The organism is Actinokineospora sp. UV203, from assembly GCF_056323665.1.
In genome coordinates this window covers 6,315,694-6,332,232 of sequence record NZ_CM150484.1, presented here as the reverse complement: position 1 = coordinate 6,332,232, position 16,539 = coordinate 6,315,694, and the positions used below count along the sequence as shown (strand labels likewise).

Sequence of the window (16,539 nt, the reverse complement as noted above, 5' to 3'; positions counted from 1 at the left end):
AATTCTTTCTAATAATACATGAACTAATTCCCTGGATGCCCTGCAGCAGGAGGTTCGATGGGTCTCACATCAGGACGGCGGGCGGCGTTGATCGCCGCGATCGCCGTCGGCGCATCGCTGTTATGGCCGGTGGGGCAGGCGAGCGCGGCGAACGCCGCGCCGGTGATCGTCCCCACGATCCGCGAGTGGACCGGCGGTGCGGGTGCGTGGACCGCCACCGCGCTGAGCAGGCTGGTGGTGTCCGCCGCCGATCAAGCCGCGCTGGCCCCGGTCGCCGAGCGCCTGCGCGGCGATTTCGCCGCCGAGAACGGAGTGGCGCTCCCGCTGGCGGTCGGCGCGAGCCCGATGAGCGGTGATGTGGTGCTGGCGCTCGGGTCCACCGACGCGGCCATCGGCGACCAGGGGTACACGCTGACGTCGGGCGCGTCGGTGACGATCGCCGCCAAGACGACGGCCGGGGTGTTCAACGGCACCCGGACGCTGCTGCAAGGGCTGCGTGCCAGCGCGGACCGCAAGACGTTCCCGCAGGGGTCCACGCGGGACTGGCCGCGCTACCCCGACCGCGGCCAGATGATCGACGTCGGCCGCAGGTACTTCAGTGTGGACTGGCTGAAGGCGGAGATCCGGCGGATGTCCTGGTACAAGCTGAACACCCTGCACCTGCACCTGACCGACTGGAACGGCTTCCGGGTGGAGAGCAAGGTCTACCCGACGCTGGCCTCGCCGGAGCGCTACAGCCAGGCCGAGATCACCGACCTGGTCGCCTACGCCAAGCAGCACGGCGTGACGATCGTGCCGGAGCTGGACTTCCCCGCGCACTCCTCGCACTTCAGCGCGTTCGACCCGGCGCTGGCATTCACGTGCCCGTCGCTGGCGAAGCCGACCGGCGTGCCATGGGAGGGCGCGGACAAGGGCGGCTGGACCCTCGACGTCACCAAGCAGGCCACGCGCACCTTCGCGGTGAACCTGGTCAACGAGATGGCCGCGTTGTTCGACTCGCCGTACCTGCACATCGGCGGCGACGAGATCCCCAACGACACGGCCAAGGCCAACTGCCCCGAGCTGGTGAGCTACCAGCAGGCGCGCGGGTTCGCCTACCCCGGCGACGTGTTCGTCGACTTCGTCAACATGCTGAACACGGCGGTGCGGGCCAAGGGCAAGACCGCGCAGCTGTGGGAGTGGTGGGACTACGGCGGCGCGCGGACGTCGATCGCTCCCGCGACGAACATCGTGCTCAACGACTGGCTCGCCGACGGTTCGGCGCACGCCGGGGCGGGTTATCCCGTGGTCGTCACCACCGATGGCATCTTCTACGTGTCGATCGGCTTCGGGCAGAAGCCCGGCGACTACGGCTACTCCAACCCGAACGCCGTGTTCGACTACTCGTATTCCGCCCACCCGGGCATCCGCGGCTACAAGATCTCCCGCTGGATGGACAAGAGCTACGCGCTGCCGGTCGACAACGCCGAGCACTTCGCCCGCAGGCCGCTGCAGGTGATGGCCGACCGAACCTGGGGCGGCCCCAAAGCGGCGTCGCTGTCCGCGCTGATCGACAACATCGACCGGGTCGGCGAAGGCGAGCCCGGCGCGGACACCGCCCTGTCGCAGACCGGGTGGACCGCGTCCGCGTCGAGCCAGGAAACCCAGTCGGAGAACGGCGCGGCCACCAACGCCAAGGACAACAACCCTTACACGATCTGGCACACCAAATACTCCGGCGGCGTGTCCCCGCTACCCGCGGAACTGGTGCTGGACACCGGCGCGACCCGCGCAATGTCGGGCTTCCGCTACCTGCCGCGACAGGACGGCGGTGTCAACGGCAAGGTCAAGGACTACGAACTATGGGTGGCCACCACGAGCACAGGCCCATGGACGAAGGTCGCGGCCGGACAGTTCCCCAACACCCCGGTCGAACAGCGGGTCGCCTTCGCCGCTACCAGCGGCCGCCACGTGAAGCTGCGCGCGCTCTCGGAATGGGGCCAGGGCAACACCCACGCCGCCGTGGCCGAACTCGACGTGCTCACCCCGAAGGCCACCCCCAGCCGAATCCCCCAGTCCCGCATGTCGGTCCGACACGTCGACAGCCAGGAACTGGCCGCCGAGAACGGCGCCGCCACCAACACCCTCGACGGCGACCCCACCACCATCTGGCACACCGCGTGGTCCACCTCCCCGGCCCCGATGCCCCACGAGATCCACCTCGACCTCGGCGCAACCTCGACGGTGAGCTGCCTGTACTACCTGCCCCGGCAAAACGCCAACACCAACGGCACCATCGCCCGATACGAGGTGCACACATCGCTTGACGGGACCACGTGGGGCAACCCGGTCGCGACCGGGACCTGGGTGAACACGAAGGCTGAGGAATCCGCGTGTTTCACGCCGACCTCCGCCCGCCATCTCCGACTCAGGGCACTATCTGAGATCAACGGGAATCCCTGGGCCTCGGCGGCGGAGTTGAACGTGCTCGGCCAGTGAGATAACGGGAACTTCCTATACATCGCCCGCCGACCTGCGAGGGATCGGCGGGCGATTCCCATTGTGGTCGTCCGCCGCACTGCCGACCAGGACGTAGAGGTGCCGTCCGTCGGCGTTGACGTGCCAGACGCGGTTGACGGCCTTGTGGCGATCGTCTGATGGGACTGGCAGGAGGCTCGGGTCTGGCAGCGGCTGCACGAGGTGCCGTCGGCCGAGTTGCACGCCGCCGACCTGCTCGACTGGTCGCGCGCGGCGGTTGACGGTTCCCATGTGCGGGGGCGAAGGCAGCGACCGGACCGAATCTACGCCGACCGCGCCTACGACCACGACCTGGTCCGCGCCAACGGGATCATGCCCGTCATCGCGCGCCGCGGCGTCGAGCACGGAACCGGCCTCGGCGTCCACAGGTGGGTTGTCGAGGGCGCCTTCGCCCTGGTTCCGACGACTCCGCATCCGCTGGGAAGTCCGCGACGACCTCCACGAAGCCTTCTCTCGCCATCGGCTGCAGCATCAACTGCTGGCGCCGACTCAAGGCCCACTCATTGCGTCAGGAGTCCTGAATGCCCCCCAGGCAGGCCGCCCGTGCTGAAAGTCGGACGGCCGAGGCGTGCGCCCCGGCCGTCCGCCCGCATCACAGCATCAAGCAGGCACTGTCCACCGCTGGTTGGGACCCGAATGGCAGGTCCACACGATCAACGCTGTGCCGTCGGCCGTACCACCTCCTGTCGCGTCGAGACAGAGTCCCGACTTGGTGTTGCGCAGGGTCTTGTCCGCCTGCCAGGTCCAGGCCTGGGCCGGGGTTCCGTTGCAGTCCCACAACTGCACGGCCGTCCCCGGCGTGGTCGCTCCGTCGCGGACGTCCATACACTTGCCGTACGCCCGCAGCGTCCCGTCGCCGGGGACGGTCCACGTCTGCGCCGGGGTTCCGTTGCAGGACCACAGTCGCAGCGCGGTGCCGCTCGCCGAGTTGCCGCTGGTGACGTCCACGCACTTGCCGGAGGACCCGATCACCGGACCGGCGGGCGCAGGCGGCGGCAGGACGTCGCGGACTCGGGTGGCGAGCGCGTGGGGGTCGCCTGTCGGTGTGGTCGAGTACGCGGTGCGCTGGCGGTTCCAGGCGTCCTCCACCGCGAACCAGTCGATCGTGGCGGGGGTGGCGCCGGAGGCCAGCGCCGTGTCGAGGGTGTCGAGGTACTTGTTCCACCGCATGGCGTAGAAGTCCTTGACCAGCCCGGACAGCTCCCGGTTGGCGTAGTCGCGCAGGGAGGCGCCGTCGCTGGCCGCGCGGTGGCCCCAGGTGGTGATGACCGACCGGGCGTCGTACTCGGTCGCCGCCGAGCCGGTGGACCCCTTGAGCCAGGTGCCGAGCAGGAACCGGTGGTCGGTGGCGAGCAGTTCGTCGAGCAGAGCCAGGTCCGCGGACCACTCCGAGCGGAGTTGGCGGAAGCGGGTCAGGTTCTTGGCGTCGTAGGCGCTTTTCAGCTGTGGCAACAGAACCCGGCTGTGGTTGGCGAGCGCCTGGCGGGCGACGTCGACCACGTCGAAGCGGTAGGCGTCGGTGGCCCTGGCCGCGGCGGACACGGCCAGCAGCTCGGTGAGAGCACGCTGGACGGTGGCCGCGTTGTAGCGCATCGAAGCGGGGCTCCACGCCGCCGCACTGGTGGTGGTCAGGCTCGGCCGGGCGGCGAACAGACTGTCCTGCGACTCGCTCCAAGAGCCCGACGGGGTGCTGTACGGGCCTTGGCGCAACTGCTCCCAGGCCGCGCTCGCGCGTGCGTCGACGGTGCCGTAGCGACGTTCGGCGTAGCGGGCGAACCAGGCCTGGTGGTCGATCGGCCCGGCGCGCCAGGCCAGTTCCATGAACAGCTCGAACGCGGCCGGGTTGGTGCCGGTGCCCTCGGGCATGTAGGCGATGCCCTTGAGCGCGCTGCCCGACTTGGTCCGCCACTGGTCGAACCGGTTGGTCCAGACGCCGGTGTTCGCGCCGATGGTGGTGTGGCCGCCGAAGTTCGGGATGCTGCCGAACGCGTACGGCGTGCCCTTCCACGTGGTCTCGCGGTCGAGGCCGTCGTAGCGGTCGGACAGTCCGTCCACAATGAACAGCCGGGTGCGGTCGACGGCGTCGATGATCGCAGCGGGCGGGTTGTTCTGCCAGCCGAGCAGCACCCAGGTGGCGCCGGGTCGGGCGGTGCCGAGCGCGGTCATCACCGCGCGGGCGGCGTCGCCGACCGGGACGTCGCCCGCGTTGCCGCCTTCGTGCAGCAGGTCCATCTTGTACATCGCCGAATCGCCGAGCTGCGCGCGTTGGTGTCGGTAGAAGGCCTCCGCGACTCGCGGGAACAGGCCGTTGCGCGGGTCGAGCCAGTCCGGGCGGGCGAAGCCGCACCACGTGCCCTGCGAGACGATGCGGGCGGTGGGGTTCTTCGCGACGAAGTTCGGCGGCACGGTGCCGAAGTAGCCCGGCAGCACGGGAGTCATGCCGAGCTCGCGGAGCCGGTCGGTGATCTTGCGGCCGAGCGTGGCCCGGGCGGTGATCTGCGCGTCGGTCACGGGTCCGCCGAAGCCGGACATGTTCTGCAGCAGCCACCACGGCTGGTGCGCGGCGCCCGGGATCCACGATTGCAGCTCGGCCTTGGTGTAGCCGAACTCCTGGAACGCGGCGTAGTAGGCGGCCTCCGCGCCCATCTGCACGAACACCTCGTTCGCGCCGTTGAGGGCGAGCAGGTCGATCTGCCGTTCGAACGCGGCCCAGTCGCGGTAGGGGCCGGAGTAGCCGTCATCGGTGTCGTTGAGCGCGAACCGGTGCGGGACGACCGCGGCCTGGCGGATCGGGGCGGGCGGCGCGGGCAGGGTGGCGGGCAGCCGGGACAGGCTGTCGCCGGGCCAGGAGACGTCGACCTTGGCGACGTGCTTGAGGTACCAGTTCACGCCGGTCAGCAGGACCGCCGGGCTGGTGCCTTGCACCCGGACCGCGCCTCCGCCGCCGGAGAGGTCGAAGAAGTCGCCGGACGCGGGCTTGGCGACCGGGTCGAGGACGAACTGACCGGCGTGCACGGGAAGCAGGCGGGTCAGCGCCGCTCTGGCGGATGCGACGTCGAACGCCGCCTCCGCGCTATGGGCGGGGACCTCCGGGAGCACGGAGACCAGGGGTAACAGGGCAATGAGAGCCCACATGCGCAGGGGTTTCACGGGGACCACCTCAATTAGAAACGCAACGTACGTTACTATTCTCCTGTGAGATAGTGCACTATCAATCGCGACCGCGAAAGGGGCAGCCCGGGTGCGTTCTCCGACGGCCGCCACCGGGCCACACGTGCTCCGCCGGATCAACGTCACCGCCGTGCTCGCCGCCCTGTGCGCCGCGGAGTCCGCGACCGCGCGGGTGGCCGACCTGATGACCACGACGGGCCTGTCCCGCCCCGCGGTGAGCCGCGCCTTGGCGGACTTGCGCGACGCCGATCTGGTCGAACTGATCGCCGACGACACGGCCAGAGTCGGCCGCCCCGCGCAGCGCGCCCGATTCCGCGCGGAGCTGGGACATGTGGTCGGGGTGGACGTCGGACCGCACAAGATCCTGATCAAGATCGCCGACCTGACGGGCGCCATCCGTGCCACCCACCGGGTCGCCACCCCGCCCGCGGCGACGGGCCCGGAGGTGTACGACGCGGTCGCCGCCGCGTTGGACGAGACAATCAGCGCGGCAGGCCTGGCTGTGTCGGACCTGTGGGCGGTATGCGTCGGCACCCCAGGTGTCGTCGACCGCGATCTCGGCGAGGTGGTGCTCGCCCCGAGCATCCCCGGCTGGGCCCACCTGCCCGTCGTCCCCCGCCTGCGCGAGCGCCTACGCTGCCCGGTTCTGATCGACAACGACGTCAACCTCGCCGTCCTCGCCGAACGGTGGCGGGGCGCGGCGGTGGGGGTCGACTCGCTGGTGTTCGTCCAATGGGGAGAGCGGATCGGCACGGGCCTGATCATCGACGGCAAGCCGTACCGAGGCGCCCACGCCGCCGCAGGCGAACTCGGCTTCCTCGACATCGGCCTCCAGCCGAGCGAACCCGCAGACGGCACCGGCCTCTTCGAACAGCTCGTGGGCGCGACCGCGATCCACGGGCTGGCCGTGGCCGCCACCGCGGACTCCCCCGACCTGCACGCCGAACTCACCCGCCCCGGCGACCGCGACATCGCCCCGTTGTTCACCGCCGCCGCCGCGGGTGACCCGGTCGCCCTCGCCGTGGTCGACCAGGTGGCCGCCCGCTTCGCCCACGGCCTGAGCGCCCTGATGTTGTTGCTGGACCCGGAACAAGTGGTCATCGGCGGCGGCCTCTCCCGAGCAGGCGACACCCTCCTCGACCCGGTACGCCACCACCTCCGCGGCCGAACCCTGTCCCCCGCCGAAGTCCGCGCCTCAACCCTGGGCGAAGACGCCGTAGCCTTGGGCGCCGTCCGCCACGCACTGGACGCCACCGCGGACCGACTCTCGACCGGCTGAGCCAGTCGGTCTGCCTGCGCCCAAGGTGGGTCGCGCCAGGCAGGCTCGGCACAGGAGCCACGCGGGTTCGCCGCCGATGGGACGTTCGCGCGACCGCGCCACCACCGACTTCGATCGGACCTGGCGGTGTCCTCGGTGCCGGCCGCCGTGACCAGAAACCTGACGTCCGCCGATCGGGCCCGCAACCATCGGGGCAATCCAGCCGCCCTCGACTCAGCGCCCAGCTCCCCGCCTTCGCCCCGGCCGCTCGCGCAGCACCCCGATGAGCGACCCGGACACGTCCCAGCACCCACTTGGAACTGGGGCGAGTCACCCCGCTGCCCCGCGGTCGCTACCACCGACAACGGTTTCTGCCCCTGCTCGACGGCCAAATGCAGCTTCGTGGTCCACCCACCCCGCGATCGCCCCAACCCATGATCGGCCGGTTCGGGCTCACCGACCCCACCCGGGGGGGTTCCTTCTGCGAACCGCTCTCGATCCGCGCGCCCGCCGCGTGGTGATGCGCTCGATTGATCGTGGAATCCACACTCACATCCCACGTGATCAGCCCGGCGGCATCGGCACGCGCCTGCAACCCCAACACGATCAGCACCCATACCCCGGCCCGCTGCCAACGCCGGAACAGCCCGTACACGGTCTGCCAGCAGCCGTATCCCGGTGGGATGTCACGCCAAGGCGACCCGACCCGCGCTCGCCAGCGGATCCCGTCGATCAGTTGCCGTTTGGTCCACTTCGGCGGGCGGCCCGGCTTCTTCCCGACGGGCAGCAGCGGCTCCAGCATCGCCCACTGCACGTCGGACAGGTCGGCTCGTCCCGCCGCCGCTACGCTCGCCACGAGGTCTCCGGTGTTCTCGATCTTCTTGGTCGTTGATCGATCTACCGGAGACCTCACCTACTCGATCAACGACACGCCGAAATAGCCGCCATCGCTAGGGCCTGTGCTGGTCAGCCCTCTGAAACACGGCCTAGGTCCTACGGGACAGCGTCAGCTTCAACCGATAGACAGGAGAACGGGAGCACGGCGTCTCGGTGCGGATCTTCCGCCCGGGCGCCCTCGCGCTCCTGCTCGCCGAGACCGCGGGAGAGATCCGGCTGGGCGCGGACGCGCTCGGGCGCGACCGCCGCGCTCTGCGCGCCGCGACAACCTTGTTGCCGCAGAACCTTTCCCTGGACCCGGATGTCTCGGCCCGGGTCATGGTCCGGCACCTGCTCAAACTCCGCGGCAGGCCGTCGACGGCGGTCGACGGCCTGCTGGAGGAGTTCGGCCTCGACCCGGTCGCCGACCGTCCACTTGGCACGTTCAGTGGCGGGATGCGGCAGCGGGTCGGGCTGGTGTATGCCTTCGCCGCGCAGACCCCGGTGTTGCTGCTCGACGAGCCCACGCAGGGTCTCGACCCCTGGGAGCGGCTCAGGTTCGCCGACCGGGTCACCGCGACCGCGGCCCAGTCGCTCATCGTCTACTCGACGCACGTGATCTCCGATGTGGAAGCGGTGGCGCCCCGGGGGTTCGGCGCGAGCGCGGTCAGCCCGGACGGGCTGCCGTCATAGACGACCCGGCCCTGGTCCAGCACCAGCCGGTGTTCCTCGCCGAAGGTGACGACCGGTTCGTCGAGGAGATCCGCCGGCGGGCGACGGTCACCGGCCTGAGCAGGCTGGGGCCTGGCTGCTGCCGGGTTCGGTTCCTCGACGCGGACGAACCGCCGGGAGCGGCCAAGGAGGTCGAGCCGACGCTCACCGACGCGTACCTCGCCCTGACCGGTTCGGCGACATGACGACGGCCTACCACCTGCGCCGGGCGGTCCGCCCGAGGGTCCTGGTCGCGGTGCCGCTTCTGGGGTACCTGATCTGGCTCTGCTTCCGCTGGGGTGGAACAGAAGTGGGGCCGGGCGCCGACGCCGAACCCGATCTGCTCGAACACGTCACGCGCTACGCGCTCCAAGCCGTTTCGGAAGTGAGGCTGAAAACCCCACATGAACTGCGCAATCGACCTTCTCACAGACCCATCTGTTCAGATTCGGCCGCGCTGGGTCAACCGAACTGACGAGAAACAAGTCGCAGAACCCCTCCGACTGAGACCAGTCGGCCTGCACCGGGTTCTGCATCCAGGTCAGCCATCAGTCGGCCCGTCGGGTGTGCCTCTCGTCAGCGATTTCTTCCTCGACGATCTCCGCGATGTGGACTGTGTCGTCGACCAGGTCGAAATCATCACCCTTCGTGGTCACGGTGACATCTACCGTCTTCAGGCTGTGCTTCTCACGCAGGAAGCGCTCGCGGTAAAGATGCTCGGCGTCACTGGTCAGGTTTTCAGCAGCAGCGCGTTGAGTCCGGCGCCGATCACGATGCCGACGACCGGCACAGCCTGTCCGAGCTTCTTCTTCGTCAGCTGGGATGCGGTTCGCCCGTAGAACGCTTTGACGATCTTCGTGACGCCGTTCTTGTTCAGCTGCGCCCACGTCGCCTTGCGGGCGAGGTCGTTCACGATCTTGTTCAACTGGGCGTAGGCGATGCTTTTGCCGGTCTGCTGGGCCATTCCGAAGTTGAGGACGCCGAGCGCGAAGACCCTCTCCTGCGGCAACTCGGTGTCGTAGCCGTAGTACGCGGCGGTGTGGGCGATCGCCCTCGTCATCGCACCTAGTACGAGCACAGCATCTGCAGCAATCGCCGCCGCGACCGTGCCCGCACCGGGCGCTGCACCGGCGCCCGCGCCGAAGACGCCTCCGACAGTCGCGAGTAACTCGCCGCCGGAAACCGCCAGGCCAGCGCCCGCGCCCTCGATTGTGCTGAAAGTCGTGTAGCCCAGTCCTAGACGAGGCATGGCCTTGTCGATGTCGCGCAGGTCGAGCTTGTGAATGTCGCTCAGCTCGCTTGCTGATCGCGAGGACAGTCCGACCCCGGGTGGTTCGGCGATGAGGTTCTATCTCGGCACCCACCAACCCGCCTGGCTCGCACGCGACTTGGGAATCCCGTTGCTGGTCTCGCATCGGCGGCTCGCCGGGCGCCGCAGCCTGCCACGCGCGAGCGGCCCTTGGGCGTGTGACTCCGGCGGCTTCACCGAACTGTCCATGCACGGGCGGTGGCGCACCACCGAACACGCCTACATCGCCGCCATTCGCCGCTACTCCACCGAAATCGGCCAACTCGACTGGGCCGCACCCATGGACCACATGACCGAGGACCACGTCCTCGCACGCACCGGCGCCACCGTCCGCGTCCACCAGCAGCGCACCGTCGCCAACTACCTGCAGCTGCGCGACCTCGCCCCCGAACTGCCGATCATCCCTGTCCTGCAAGGACAGTCCATTGCGAACTACAACCGATGTGCAGATCTGTACGAGCGGCACGGCGTTGATCTCGCCGCCCTGCCGCTGGTCGGTGTGGGCAGTGTATGCCGCCGCCAACACACCGTCGAAGTCGAACGGATCGTCCGCTCCCTGGCCGCACGGGGCTACAAGCTGCACACCTTCGGCGCCAAAATCCTCGGCCTCGCCCGATACGCCGACACGATCGTCTCCAGCGACTCGGCATCCTGGAGTCTGCGGGGCCGCCATGTTCGGGGTTGCTCCGCTACCCACCGCAGCGAGTCCAATTGTCTGCGTTTCGCCTTGGAATGGCACGCGGACCTGTCGGCCAAACTCCACATCAATCAGCTGACTCCACTTGGCCCCACGAAAACGACTCCACGGCGGATCGGCGCTAACGGGGCCCACGACGCCCGAAGCGTGGCCTGATGATCGAAGACGACGCAATCCAAGAAACTTCTCCTTCGCCATTGCAGCGCGCCGACCACTATCCGGGTGGCGATCCCCCATCGCCACCATCCGGGTCGCCCACGTGCCCACCAGGGCAACATCCGGGCCAATTGCTGTTCACCCCAGCCCAGGCCGCGGCCGCGCTGCAGGTGCGGGAGTCGTGGCTACGACGGCGGGCGGCCAATCGTGAGGTGCCATGCACCTTCCTGGGCAAACATTTGCGCTTCTCCCGGGAAGATCTGGAGAAGATCGTCACCGATGCCGCCCAACCCGCCCGAGACAGACACGCGCCACGCGTGACGATGAGAGCACACCGGCAGCGCCGCCTCAATGTGTGACCACATTTGGGTTTGCATTGCTCCCGAAACGGAGCGCTAATTCCGCCACGCCCACATTCGGGCAGTAAACCCCTCTGACGAAAGGCGGCAGTGATGGCGTGGGTGGAAAAGCGCGGGGACGGATTCCGTATCCGCTATCGACTGACAGATGGAACACTCCATTCAGAGAACGGATTCCCCACCCGGGAACAAGCCGAGCATCGCGCCGCTGACGTGGAGTCCGACCAGCGGCGCGACCAGTTCGTCGACCCGCGGCTGGCGCAAACCACCATGGACGAGTGGATCCGGATATGGCAGGAGTCCCATCACGTCGGCGAAACAACGTGGTTGACCTACGACTCGCACATCCGCAACCACATCCTGCCCCGATGGAGCGGTGTGCCGCTCGGTGACATCAAACGCATCCTCGTCAAGGCATGGGTAAACAAGAAGCTGCGCACCACCCTCGCGGACAAGAGCGTCCAAGACGTACTCATCCTGTTCTCGATGATCCTCGGCGAAGCGACCGACGAAGGGCTCATCGGCGCCAACCCGTGCCGGAAGCTACGGATCAACTTCGACGAGCGCCCCGAACGCCCCCACGCCACCGACGACGAAGTGGACGCGATCGCCTGCCGCATGCCCGATCAGTCCGCCCTGCTGACCATCACAACCGCCTACACCGGACTGCGCTGGGGCGAGATCGCCGGACTGCAATGGAAAAATACCCACCTCGATGACGACCCCCGCATCGAGATCGACCCGGACCACGGCGCACTGCACGAGATCAACGGCCGACTCGAACTCGGCCCACCCAAGACACCCGCCAGCGTCCGCCCGATCCACCTCCGGCCGTTTCTCGCCGAACTCCTCCAGGCACACCGCGACCGCGACCCCGACACCCGATTCGCCTTCAGCGGAGCCGACGGCGGACTGCTCCGCCGATCCAACTTCCGCCGCCGCGTGTGGCTGCCCGCCCTGGCCGGAGACCCCGACCTCGGATGGACACCAGTGCAACCCGGCATGCACTTCCACGACCTACGTCACACCCACAAAACCTGGCTGATCGAACACGGTGTACCCCGCGTACTCCAACTGAGCCGCATGGGACACCGATCCACAGACGTCTCCGACCACTACTCCCACGTCACCAGGCCGATGATCGACGCCATGCTCGCCGCGCTCCAGACCCGATGGGAGCGCAACGGGACCTGGGCATGGGGCGACCACATAGGAAACCGAAATGTGGTCAGCAGCCCGTGCTCCCAATTTGCTCCCCGAAACGACAAACGGCCCGTCGATGAAGATCATCGACAAGCCGTTTGACCTGCGAAAACAAACTGTGGGCGATACTGGGATCGAACCAGTGACCCCTTCGGTGTGAACTATGCCTGAAATTGCGCCTTACCTACGGAAACAGGACTTCCGCAGGTCAGGCGATTCCGTCCAGCGACGTTCAAGGCCTTTCAGCGCAGTTGAACGCAACGCTTTGCTCCCCATTTGCTCCCCATTTGCTCCCCGTCTGCTCCCCGTCTGCTCCCCACGCTGCTGACGCGCAGTGGCGGCTCGATTTCGAACTCCTGGTCACCCACCGGGGATGGTCCGCCATGACATTTCTCATCGACGTCGCGATGAACGTGGTCGGTGGGCCGCCTGTCAGTTGCCCGCGCAGGGGGGCTGGTAGTCCGCGTCGGGGAAGTGGGTTTTCCATTCGTCAGGTGTGATCACCGGTGGGGCCATGGTGCACAAGCGTTCGCGGACGAGGGTCAGGTCGGATTGCCAGAGCCGGATGACGTGGTTCGCGCCCGTCGTCACCAGGGTGCGGTCGGACGGGTTGAACGCGACGGCGTAGACGATGTCGGTATGGCCGCTCAGTGTTCCGGCGGCGGTCGGGTTGCGTGGGTCGGCCACGTTCCAGAGTTGGATCGATTGGTCTGGACCTGGGACCGCGAACTGTGTGCCGTCGGGGCTGAAGGCGAGGGTCTCGATCGGGCTGCCCAGGGGGATGGTGGCGATTTCGTGGGCTTCGCTGGGATTCGTGGTGTCCCAGAACCGAACGGTCTGGTCGCCGCCGCCGCTTGCCAAGATCGTGCCGGTCGGGTTGAACGCGAGGGCTCCCACACCGCTCGTGTGCTTGTCGAGCGAGGCGCGCGGACGGGGGTTCCGGGGGTCAGTGATGTTCCAGAGCTTGATCAGCTTGTCGGCCCCCGCGGTTGCGGCGGTCCGGCCGTCGGGGCTGATGGCCACTGCTTGAACCGGCATGTCGTGCTCACGGAGCCGGGCGGCTTCTCGTGGACGGGTGGGTTCGGAAAGATCCCACACTGCGATGGCCTTGTCTGAACCAACTGTGATCAACGTGCGGTTGTCCGGGCTGACGGCCAGTGAGTTGACACCGGCAGCGTGTCCGACGAAGCCGGTCACACGGACCGGGTTGGCCGGGCTGGACACGTCCCACAGCAGGATATTTCCCTGGTTGCCCGCAGTGATCAGGGTCTTTCCCGTGCGATCGAACGCCAGCGACCACACTGCATCGGGATGATCATCGATTCTGCCGAGCTGCCGGAGATGGCCGTCCGTGTCGGCGGCCCACAGGTTCACCGTGTTGTCGACCCCGCCGGTGGCCAGGACGGTTCCTCCGGGGCTGAACGCGGCCGCGATGACGACATCGGTGTGGCCGCTGTCCGCTCGCAGATCGCGCAGGTCCTCCAACCGTGCGGTTCTGTCGTCGCTCGCGGAGGCGAGCGTTCGGCCATCGGGGCTGAACGCCAGAGACCGGACGACGCTCCTGTGGCCCGTGAGGATGCCGAGTTCTTGGGGGGAGCCAGGATCGGTGACGTTCCACAGCCGGATGTGCCTGGCCCATCCGGTGGCTGCGAGTGTGACACCGTCGGGGCTGAAGGCGACTGCCTCCACGCCCTCCACACTGGACTGTCGGCCCCCGAGGGCGGCGATCTGGGCGGGTGCGGTTGGGCGGGACACGTCCCAGACGCGGGTGATGCCGTCTTCGCCACCGTTGGCGAGAAGCCTGCCGTCAGGGTTGAACGCGACTGCCTGGGCCCGTCCGGTCGGGTTGGGGAGGACGGCGATCTGCGCGGGCTTCGAGTGGTCGGAGACGTCCCAGAGCCGGGTGGTGCCGTCCCACCCCGCCGTGGCGGCGGTGTGGCCGTCAGGGCTCAACCTGCCTTCACGGACGAGTTCCGTGTGGCCTGTCAGCACGGACAACGGGCGACCCGAGGTGAGGTCCCACAGCCGCGCCGTGGTGTCCTTGCTCGTGGTGATGACCGTTTTCCCGTCCATGCTGAAGGACACGGACAGAACCTGATCCGTGTGACCGGTGAGGGTGTCCGCGTGGTGCGGCTCGCTCGCGTTCGTGATGTCCCACAGGCGGATCGTTCGATCCTGGCCGGCGGTGGCGAGGACGAGCCCGTCCGGGCTGAAGGCAACCGACTGGACGGCGCCTGCGTGCCCGCGAAGCACTGACAGCACATGCGGCGCGAACGGGTCGGCGACGTTCCAGAGCTTGACGGTGTGGTCCTTGCTGCTGGTAGCGAGGATGGTGCCGCCGGGGCTGAAGCCGGCTTCGGACAGGGCGTCGTCGTGGCCGAGGAGGCGGACGGCGGACAGGGTCGGATGGCTGAGCAGGCCGTCTCGGCTCAACGCACTGGGAACCAACTGGTGTGCGGCGAGGCGGAGCTGAGTGGCAAGCCTCGGATCGACGGACTGCAGCTTGTCGGCTTCCAGCAGTGCCTTTTGCGCCAGGCTGTTGTCCCGCTGTTCATGAGTCGCCTGTTGTGATCTGACTGCGAGAACCGATGTCGTGAAGGCGACGACGAGCAGGCCGCAGAGCAACGCGACCAGCGCGCGCAGGCGTCGCGCGGTTCGGCGATCGGCCGCGTGTCTTCGCGCATCGGTGTCGAGGCTGGTGTTCAGGAACTGCCGTTCGGCGTTGGTCAGCGCGTGACCGTTCTTTGCCGCCCACTCCGCCGCGCTCGTGAGTCGACCGCCCCGGTACAGGGCTCCGGGGTCGCGGTCCAGGGAGATCCAGGTAGTGGTCGCCTCCGCCAGTTGGCGGTGAACGTGCAGGCCCTCGCGGTCTTCGGCCAGCCAAGCCCGTAACCGCGGCCATGCCCGGAACAACGCCTCATGGCCGATCTCGATCGAATCGTGGTCGACGGTGAGGAGACGTGCCTGTGTCAACCGGTCCAGGACAACGATGAGGTCACCGCTCTCGTCCAGTTCCGTTCGACGAAGCTTGCGCCGGGTGTCGTCGGAGCCCTCGCCCAACGCGGTGAGGCGGATCAGCAGGTGTTTGGCGAGCTGTTGCTGGGTCTCGTCGAGTTCCTCGTACGCCTGCTCGGCGGTGACGGCCACTGCGCGTTCGATGCCGCCCGCGGCTTCGTAGCCGCTGACGGTGAGAGAGTTGCCGCGCCTTCTCCTCCAGGTTTCTAGCAGGACGTGGGAGACCATGGGGAGGACACCGGGTCTGCCGGTGGCTTCGCTGATCAAGCGGGTCACCAACGCGGTTTCGACCGTGCAGTTCACCGCGGCGCTCGGTCGGACGATCGCTTCCCGCAACTCGTCGGTGCTCATGGCGCCGATGACGAAGTGGCCGTCGCTCATCGCCTGGACGAGGTCGGGGTGCGCAGCGCACTGTGCGTAGAAGTCCGAGCGGGTGACGGTGATGACGTGGCATCCGCGGTCGTCCGAATGGGCTGCGGCAATCAGCAGTTCGATGAAGCGGGATCGTTCAGCCGGGTCGTCGCAGAGGGTGAAGACCTCCTCGAACTGGTCGACGACCACCAGTAGACCTGCGCCGTTCTCGTCGACGGTCCTCGTCGAGAGCCCCGCCATGTGCGACGACAGTTCGCTGACGGGCGTTGTCCCGGGCGTGAGGAGAACGACCCGGCCGCATCCGGCGTCGGTCAGTCTCGGGATGAGTCCGGCGCGCAGCACCGAGGATTTGCCCACTCCCGAGGGCCCGAACACCGCGAGGAACCGTCGCTGGTCGAGCCGTGTCATGAGGTCGTCGAGGAGATGCTCACGTCCGAAGAACCGCCCCGCGTCGGCCGGGCCGTACGCCCGAAGCCCCACGTAGGGAGCGCCGGCGACGCCCAGACCACGCTCATCGCGGTCGTCGCTGAGTTGTGCTGCGACGGCGTGCCAGCGGACTTTCCACTCCTCGGGAGTGCCGCCGCAGACCGCCACGTAGGCCAGCGTCACCTCGAGACTGGGCAGCCGACGCCCACCGGCCGCGTCGGACAGGGTCGTGGACGAGTAGTGCGCGCGTCGCGACAACTCCCGGTACGGCGGGTTTCCCGCCTCCTTCCGAAGTTTCCGTAGGTCGGCGGCGAACTCCGAAAGCAGCGACCCGTTCATGTCCAGCGGACGTTCAGCGCGTGGCATGTCCCCCACCCCTTGTGAACCAGCCTGTGAATTGTCCGGACGTTGATGTCCGGCGTCCAGTCCCCGGCACCGGACAACGCATGACCTGCAAGATCGTGCCTCG

The 16,539-nt window shown here is 68.0% G+C and carries 11 protein-coding genes and 2 pseudogenes; 8 read left to right on the top strand and 5 right to left on the bottom strand.

Annotated features, from left to right (window positions below; genetic code table 11):
• Nucleotides 1-57: 57 nt before the first annotated feature.
• Complete coding sequence (locus ACUZ2Y_RS30460; RefSeq protein WP_476325358.1) at nt 58-2,478, top strand: family 20 glycosylhydrolase; 2,421 nt, start codon at nt 58-60, stop codon at nt 2,476-2,478.
• 162 nt (nt 2,479-2,640) lie between these two features.
• Nucleotides 2,641-3,038: pseudogene (locus tag ACUZ2Y_RS30455) on the top strand (transposase family protein); the annotation flags it as partial.
• A 79-nt stretch (nt 3,039-3,117) separates the two neighbouring features.
• Here ACUZ2Y_RS30455 and ACUZ2Y_RS30450 read toward each other — a convergent pair.
• Complete coding sequence (locus tag ACUZ2Y_RS30450; RefSeq protein ID WP_476325356.1) at nt 3,118-5,667, bottom strand: alpha-N-acetylglucosaminidase; 2,550 nt, start codon at nt 5,665-5,667, stop codon at nt 3,118-3,120.
• Nucleotides 5,668-5,758: 91 nt separating this feature from the next.
• Between ACUZ2Y_RS30450 and ACUZ2Y_RS30445 the strand changes: the two genes are divergently transcribed.
• Nucleotides 5,759-6,967 (top strand): ROK family transcriptional regulator, encoded by a 1,209-nt coding sequence (locus ACUZ2Y_RS30445; protein WP_476325354.1) that lies wholly within the window; start codon nt 5,759-5,761, stop codon nt 6,965-6,967.
• A gap of 331 nt (nt 6,968-7,298) precedes the next feature.
• Here ACUZ2Y_RS30445 and ACUZ2Y_RS30440 read toward each other — a convergent pair whose 3' ends face one another.
• Entirely contained in the window at nt 7,299-7,748 is a 450-nt protein-coding gene (locus ACUZ2Y_RS30440) for a transposase (protein WP_476325352.1), read from the bottom strand.
• 248 nt (nt 7,749-7,996) lie between these two features.
• Here ACUZ2Y_RS30440 and ACUZ2Y_RS30435 point away from each other — a divergent pair, with 248 nt between their 5' ends.
• A complete protein-coding gene (locus tag ACUZ2Y_RS30435; RefSeq protein ID WP_476325351.1) occupies nt 7,997-8,515 on the top strand; it encodes an ATP-binding cassette domain-containing protein in 519 nt (172 codons plus the stop codon).
• 29 nt (nt 8,516-8,544) lie between these two features.
• The gene (locus ACUZ2Y_RS30430) at nt 8,545-8,739 is read left to right on the top strand and encodes a hypothetical protein (protein ID WP_476332158.1); all 195 of its coding nucleotides are present in this window, start codon (nt 8,545-8,547) and stop codon (nt 8,737-8,739) included.
• Nucleotides 8,740-8,882: 143 nt separating this feature from the next.
• On the opposite strand, the pseudogene ACUZ2Y_RS30425 reads toward ACUZ2Y_RS30430, so the two are convergent.
• Together ACUZ2Y_RS30425 and ACUZ2Y_RS30420 are read right to left on the bottom strand one after the other, a co-directional pair.
• Nucleotides 8,883-8,939, bottom strand: a pseudogene (locus tag ACUZ2Y_RS30425) (hypothetical protein); the annotation flags it as partial.
• A gap of 324 nt (nt 8,940-9,263) precedes the next feature.
• Nucleotides 9,264-9,782 carry an EcsC family protein gene (locus ACUZ2Y_RS30420; RefSeq protein WP_476325349.1) on the bottom strand — a complete coding sequence of 173 codons (519 nt, stop codon included), beginning with the start codon at nt 9,780-9,782 and terminating at the stop codon, nt 9,264-9,266.
• A 91-nt stretch (nt 9,783-9,873) separates the two neighbouring features.
• On the opposite strand from ACUZ2Y_RS30420, the gene ACUZ2Y_RS30415 reads away from it, so the two are divergent.
• From ACUZ2Y_RS30415 to ACUZ2Y_RS30405, 3 genes are all read left to right on the top strand, one after another.
• Entirely contained in the window at nt 9,874-10,695 is an 822-nt protein-coding gene (locus tag ACUZ2Y_RS30415; protein ID WP_476325347.1) for a deazapurine DNA modification protein DpdA family protein, read from the top strand.
• Complete coding sequence (locus ACUZ2Y_RS30410) at nt 10,695-11,054, top strand: helix-turn-helix domain-containing protein (RefSeq protein WP_476325345.1); 360 nt, start codon at nt 10,695-10,697, stop codon at nt 11,052-11,054. Before ACUZ2Y_RS30415 ends, ACUZ2Y_RS30410 begins: the two co-directional genes overlap by 1 nt.
• 213 nt (nt 11,055-11,267) lie before the next feature.
• Nucleotides 11,268-12,359 (top strand): tyrosine-type recombinase/integrase, encoded by a 1,092-nt coding sequence (locus ACUZ2Y_RS30405; protein WP_476325343.1) that lies wholly within the window; start codon nt 11,268-11,270, stop codon nt 12,357-12,359.
• 330 nt (nt 12,360-12,689) lie between these two features.
• On the opposite strand, the gene ACUZ2Y_RS30400 is transcribed toward ACUZ2Y_RS30405, so the two are convergent.
• Nucleotides 12,690-16,436 (bottom strand): nSTAND1 domain-containing NTPase, encoded by a 3,747-nt coding sequence (locus ACUZ2Y_RS30400; protein WP_476325341.1) that lies wholly within the window; start codon nt 16,434-16,436, stop codon nt 12,690-12,692.
• Nucleotides 16,437-16,539 lie beyond the last annotated feature (103 nt).

What these genes read in the sequence shown, in the direction of transcription:
- ACUZ2Y_RS30440 (WP_476325352.1), bottom strand. Translation starts at nt 7,748, where the DNA reads ATGCTGGAGCCGCTGCTGCCCGTCGGGAAGAAGCCGGGCCGCCCGCCG.
- ACUZ2Y_RS30410 (WP_476325345.1), top strand. Translation starts at nt 10,695, where the DNA reads ATGATCGAAGACGACGCAATCCAAGAAACTTCTCCTTCGCCATTGCAG.
- ACUZ2Y_RS30460 (WP_476325358.1), top strand. Translation starts at nt 58, where the DNA reads ATGGGTCTCACATCAGGACGGCGGGCGGCGTTGATCGCCGCGATCGCC.
- ACUZ2Y_RS30400 (WP_476325341.1), bottom strand. Translation starts at nt 16,436, where the DNA reads ATGCCACGCGCTGAACGTCCGCTGGACATGAACGGGTCGCTGCTTTCG.
- ACUZ2Y_RS30420 (WP_476325349.1), bottom strand. Translation starts at nt 9,782, where the DNA reads ATGCCTCGTCTAGGACTGGGCTACACGACTTTCAGCACAATCGAGGGC.
- ACUZ2Y_RS30415 (WP_476325347.1), top strand. Translation starts at nt 9,874, where the DNA reads ATGAGGTTCTATCTCGGCACCCACCAACCCGCCTGGCTCGCACGCGAC.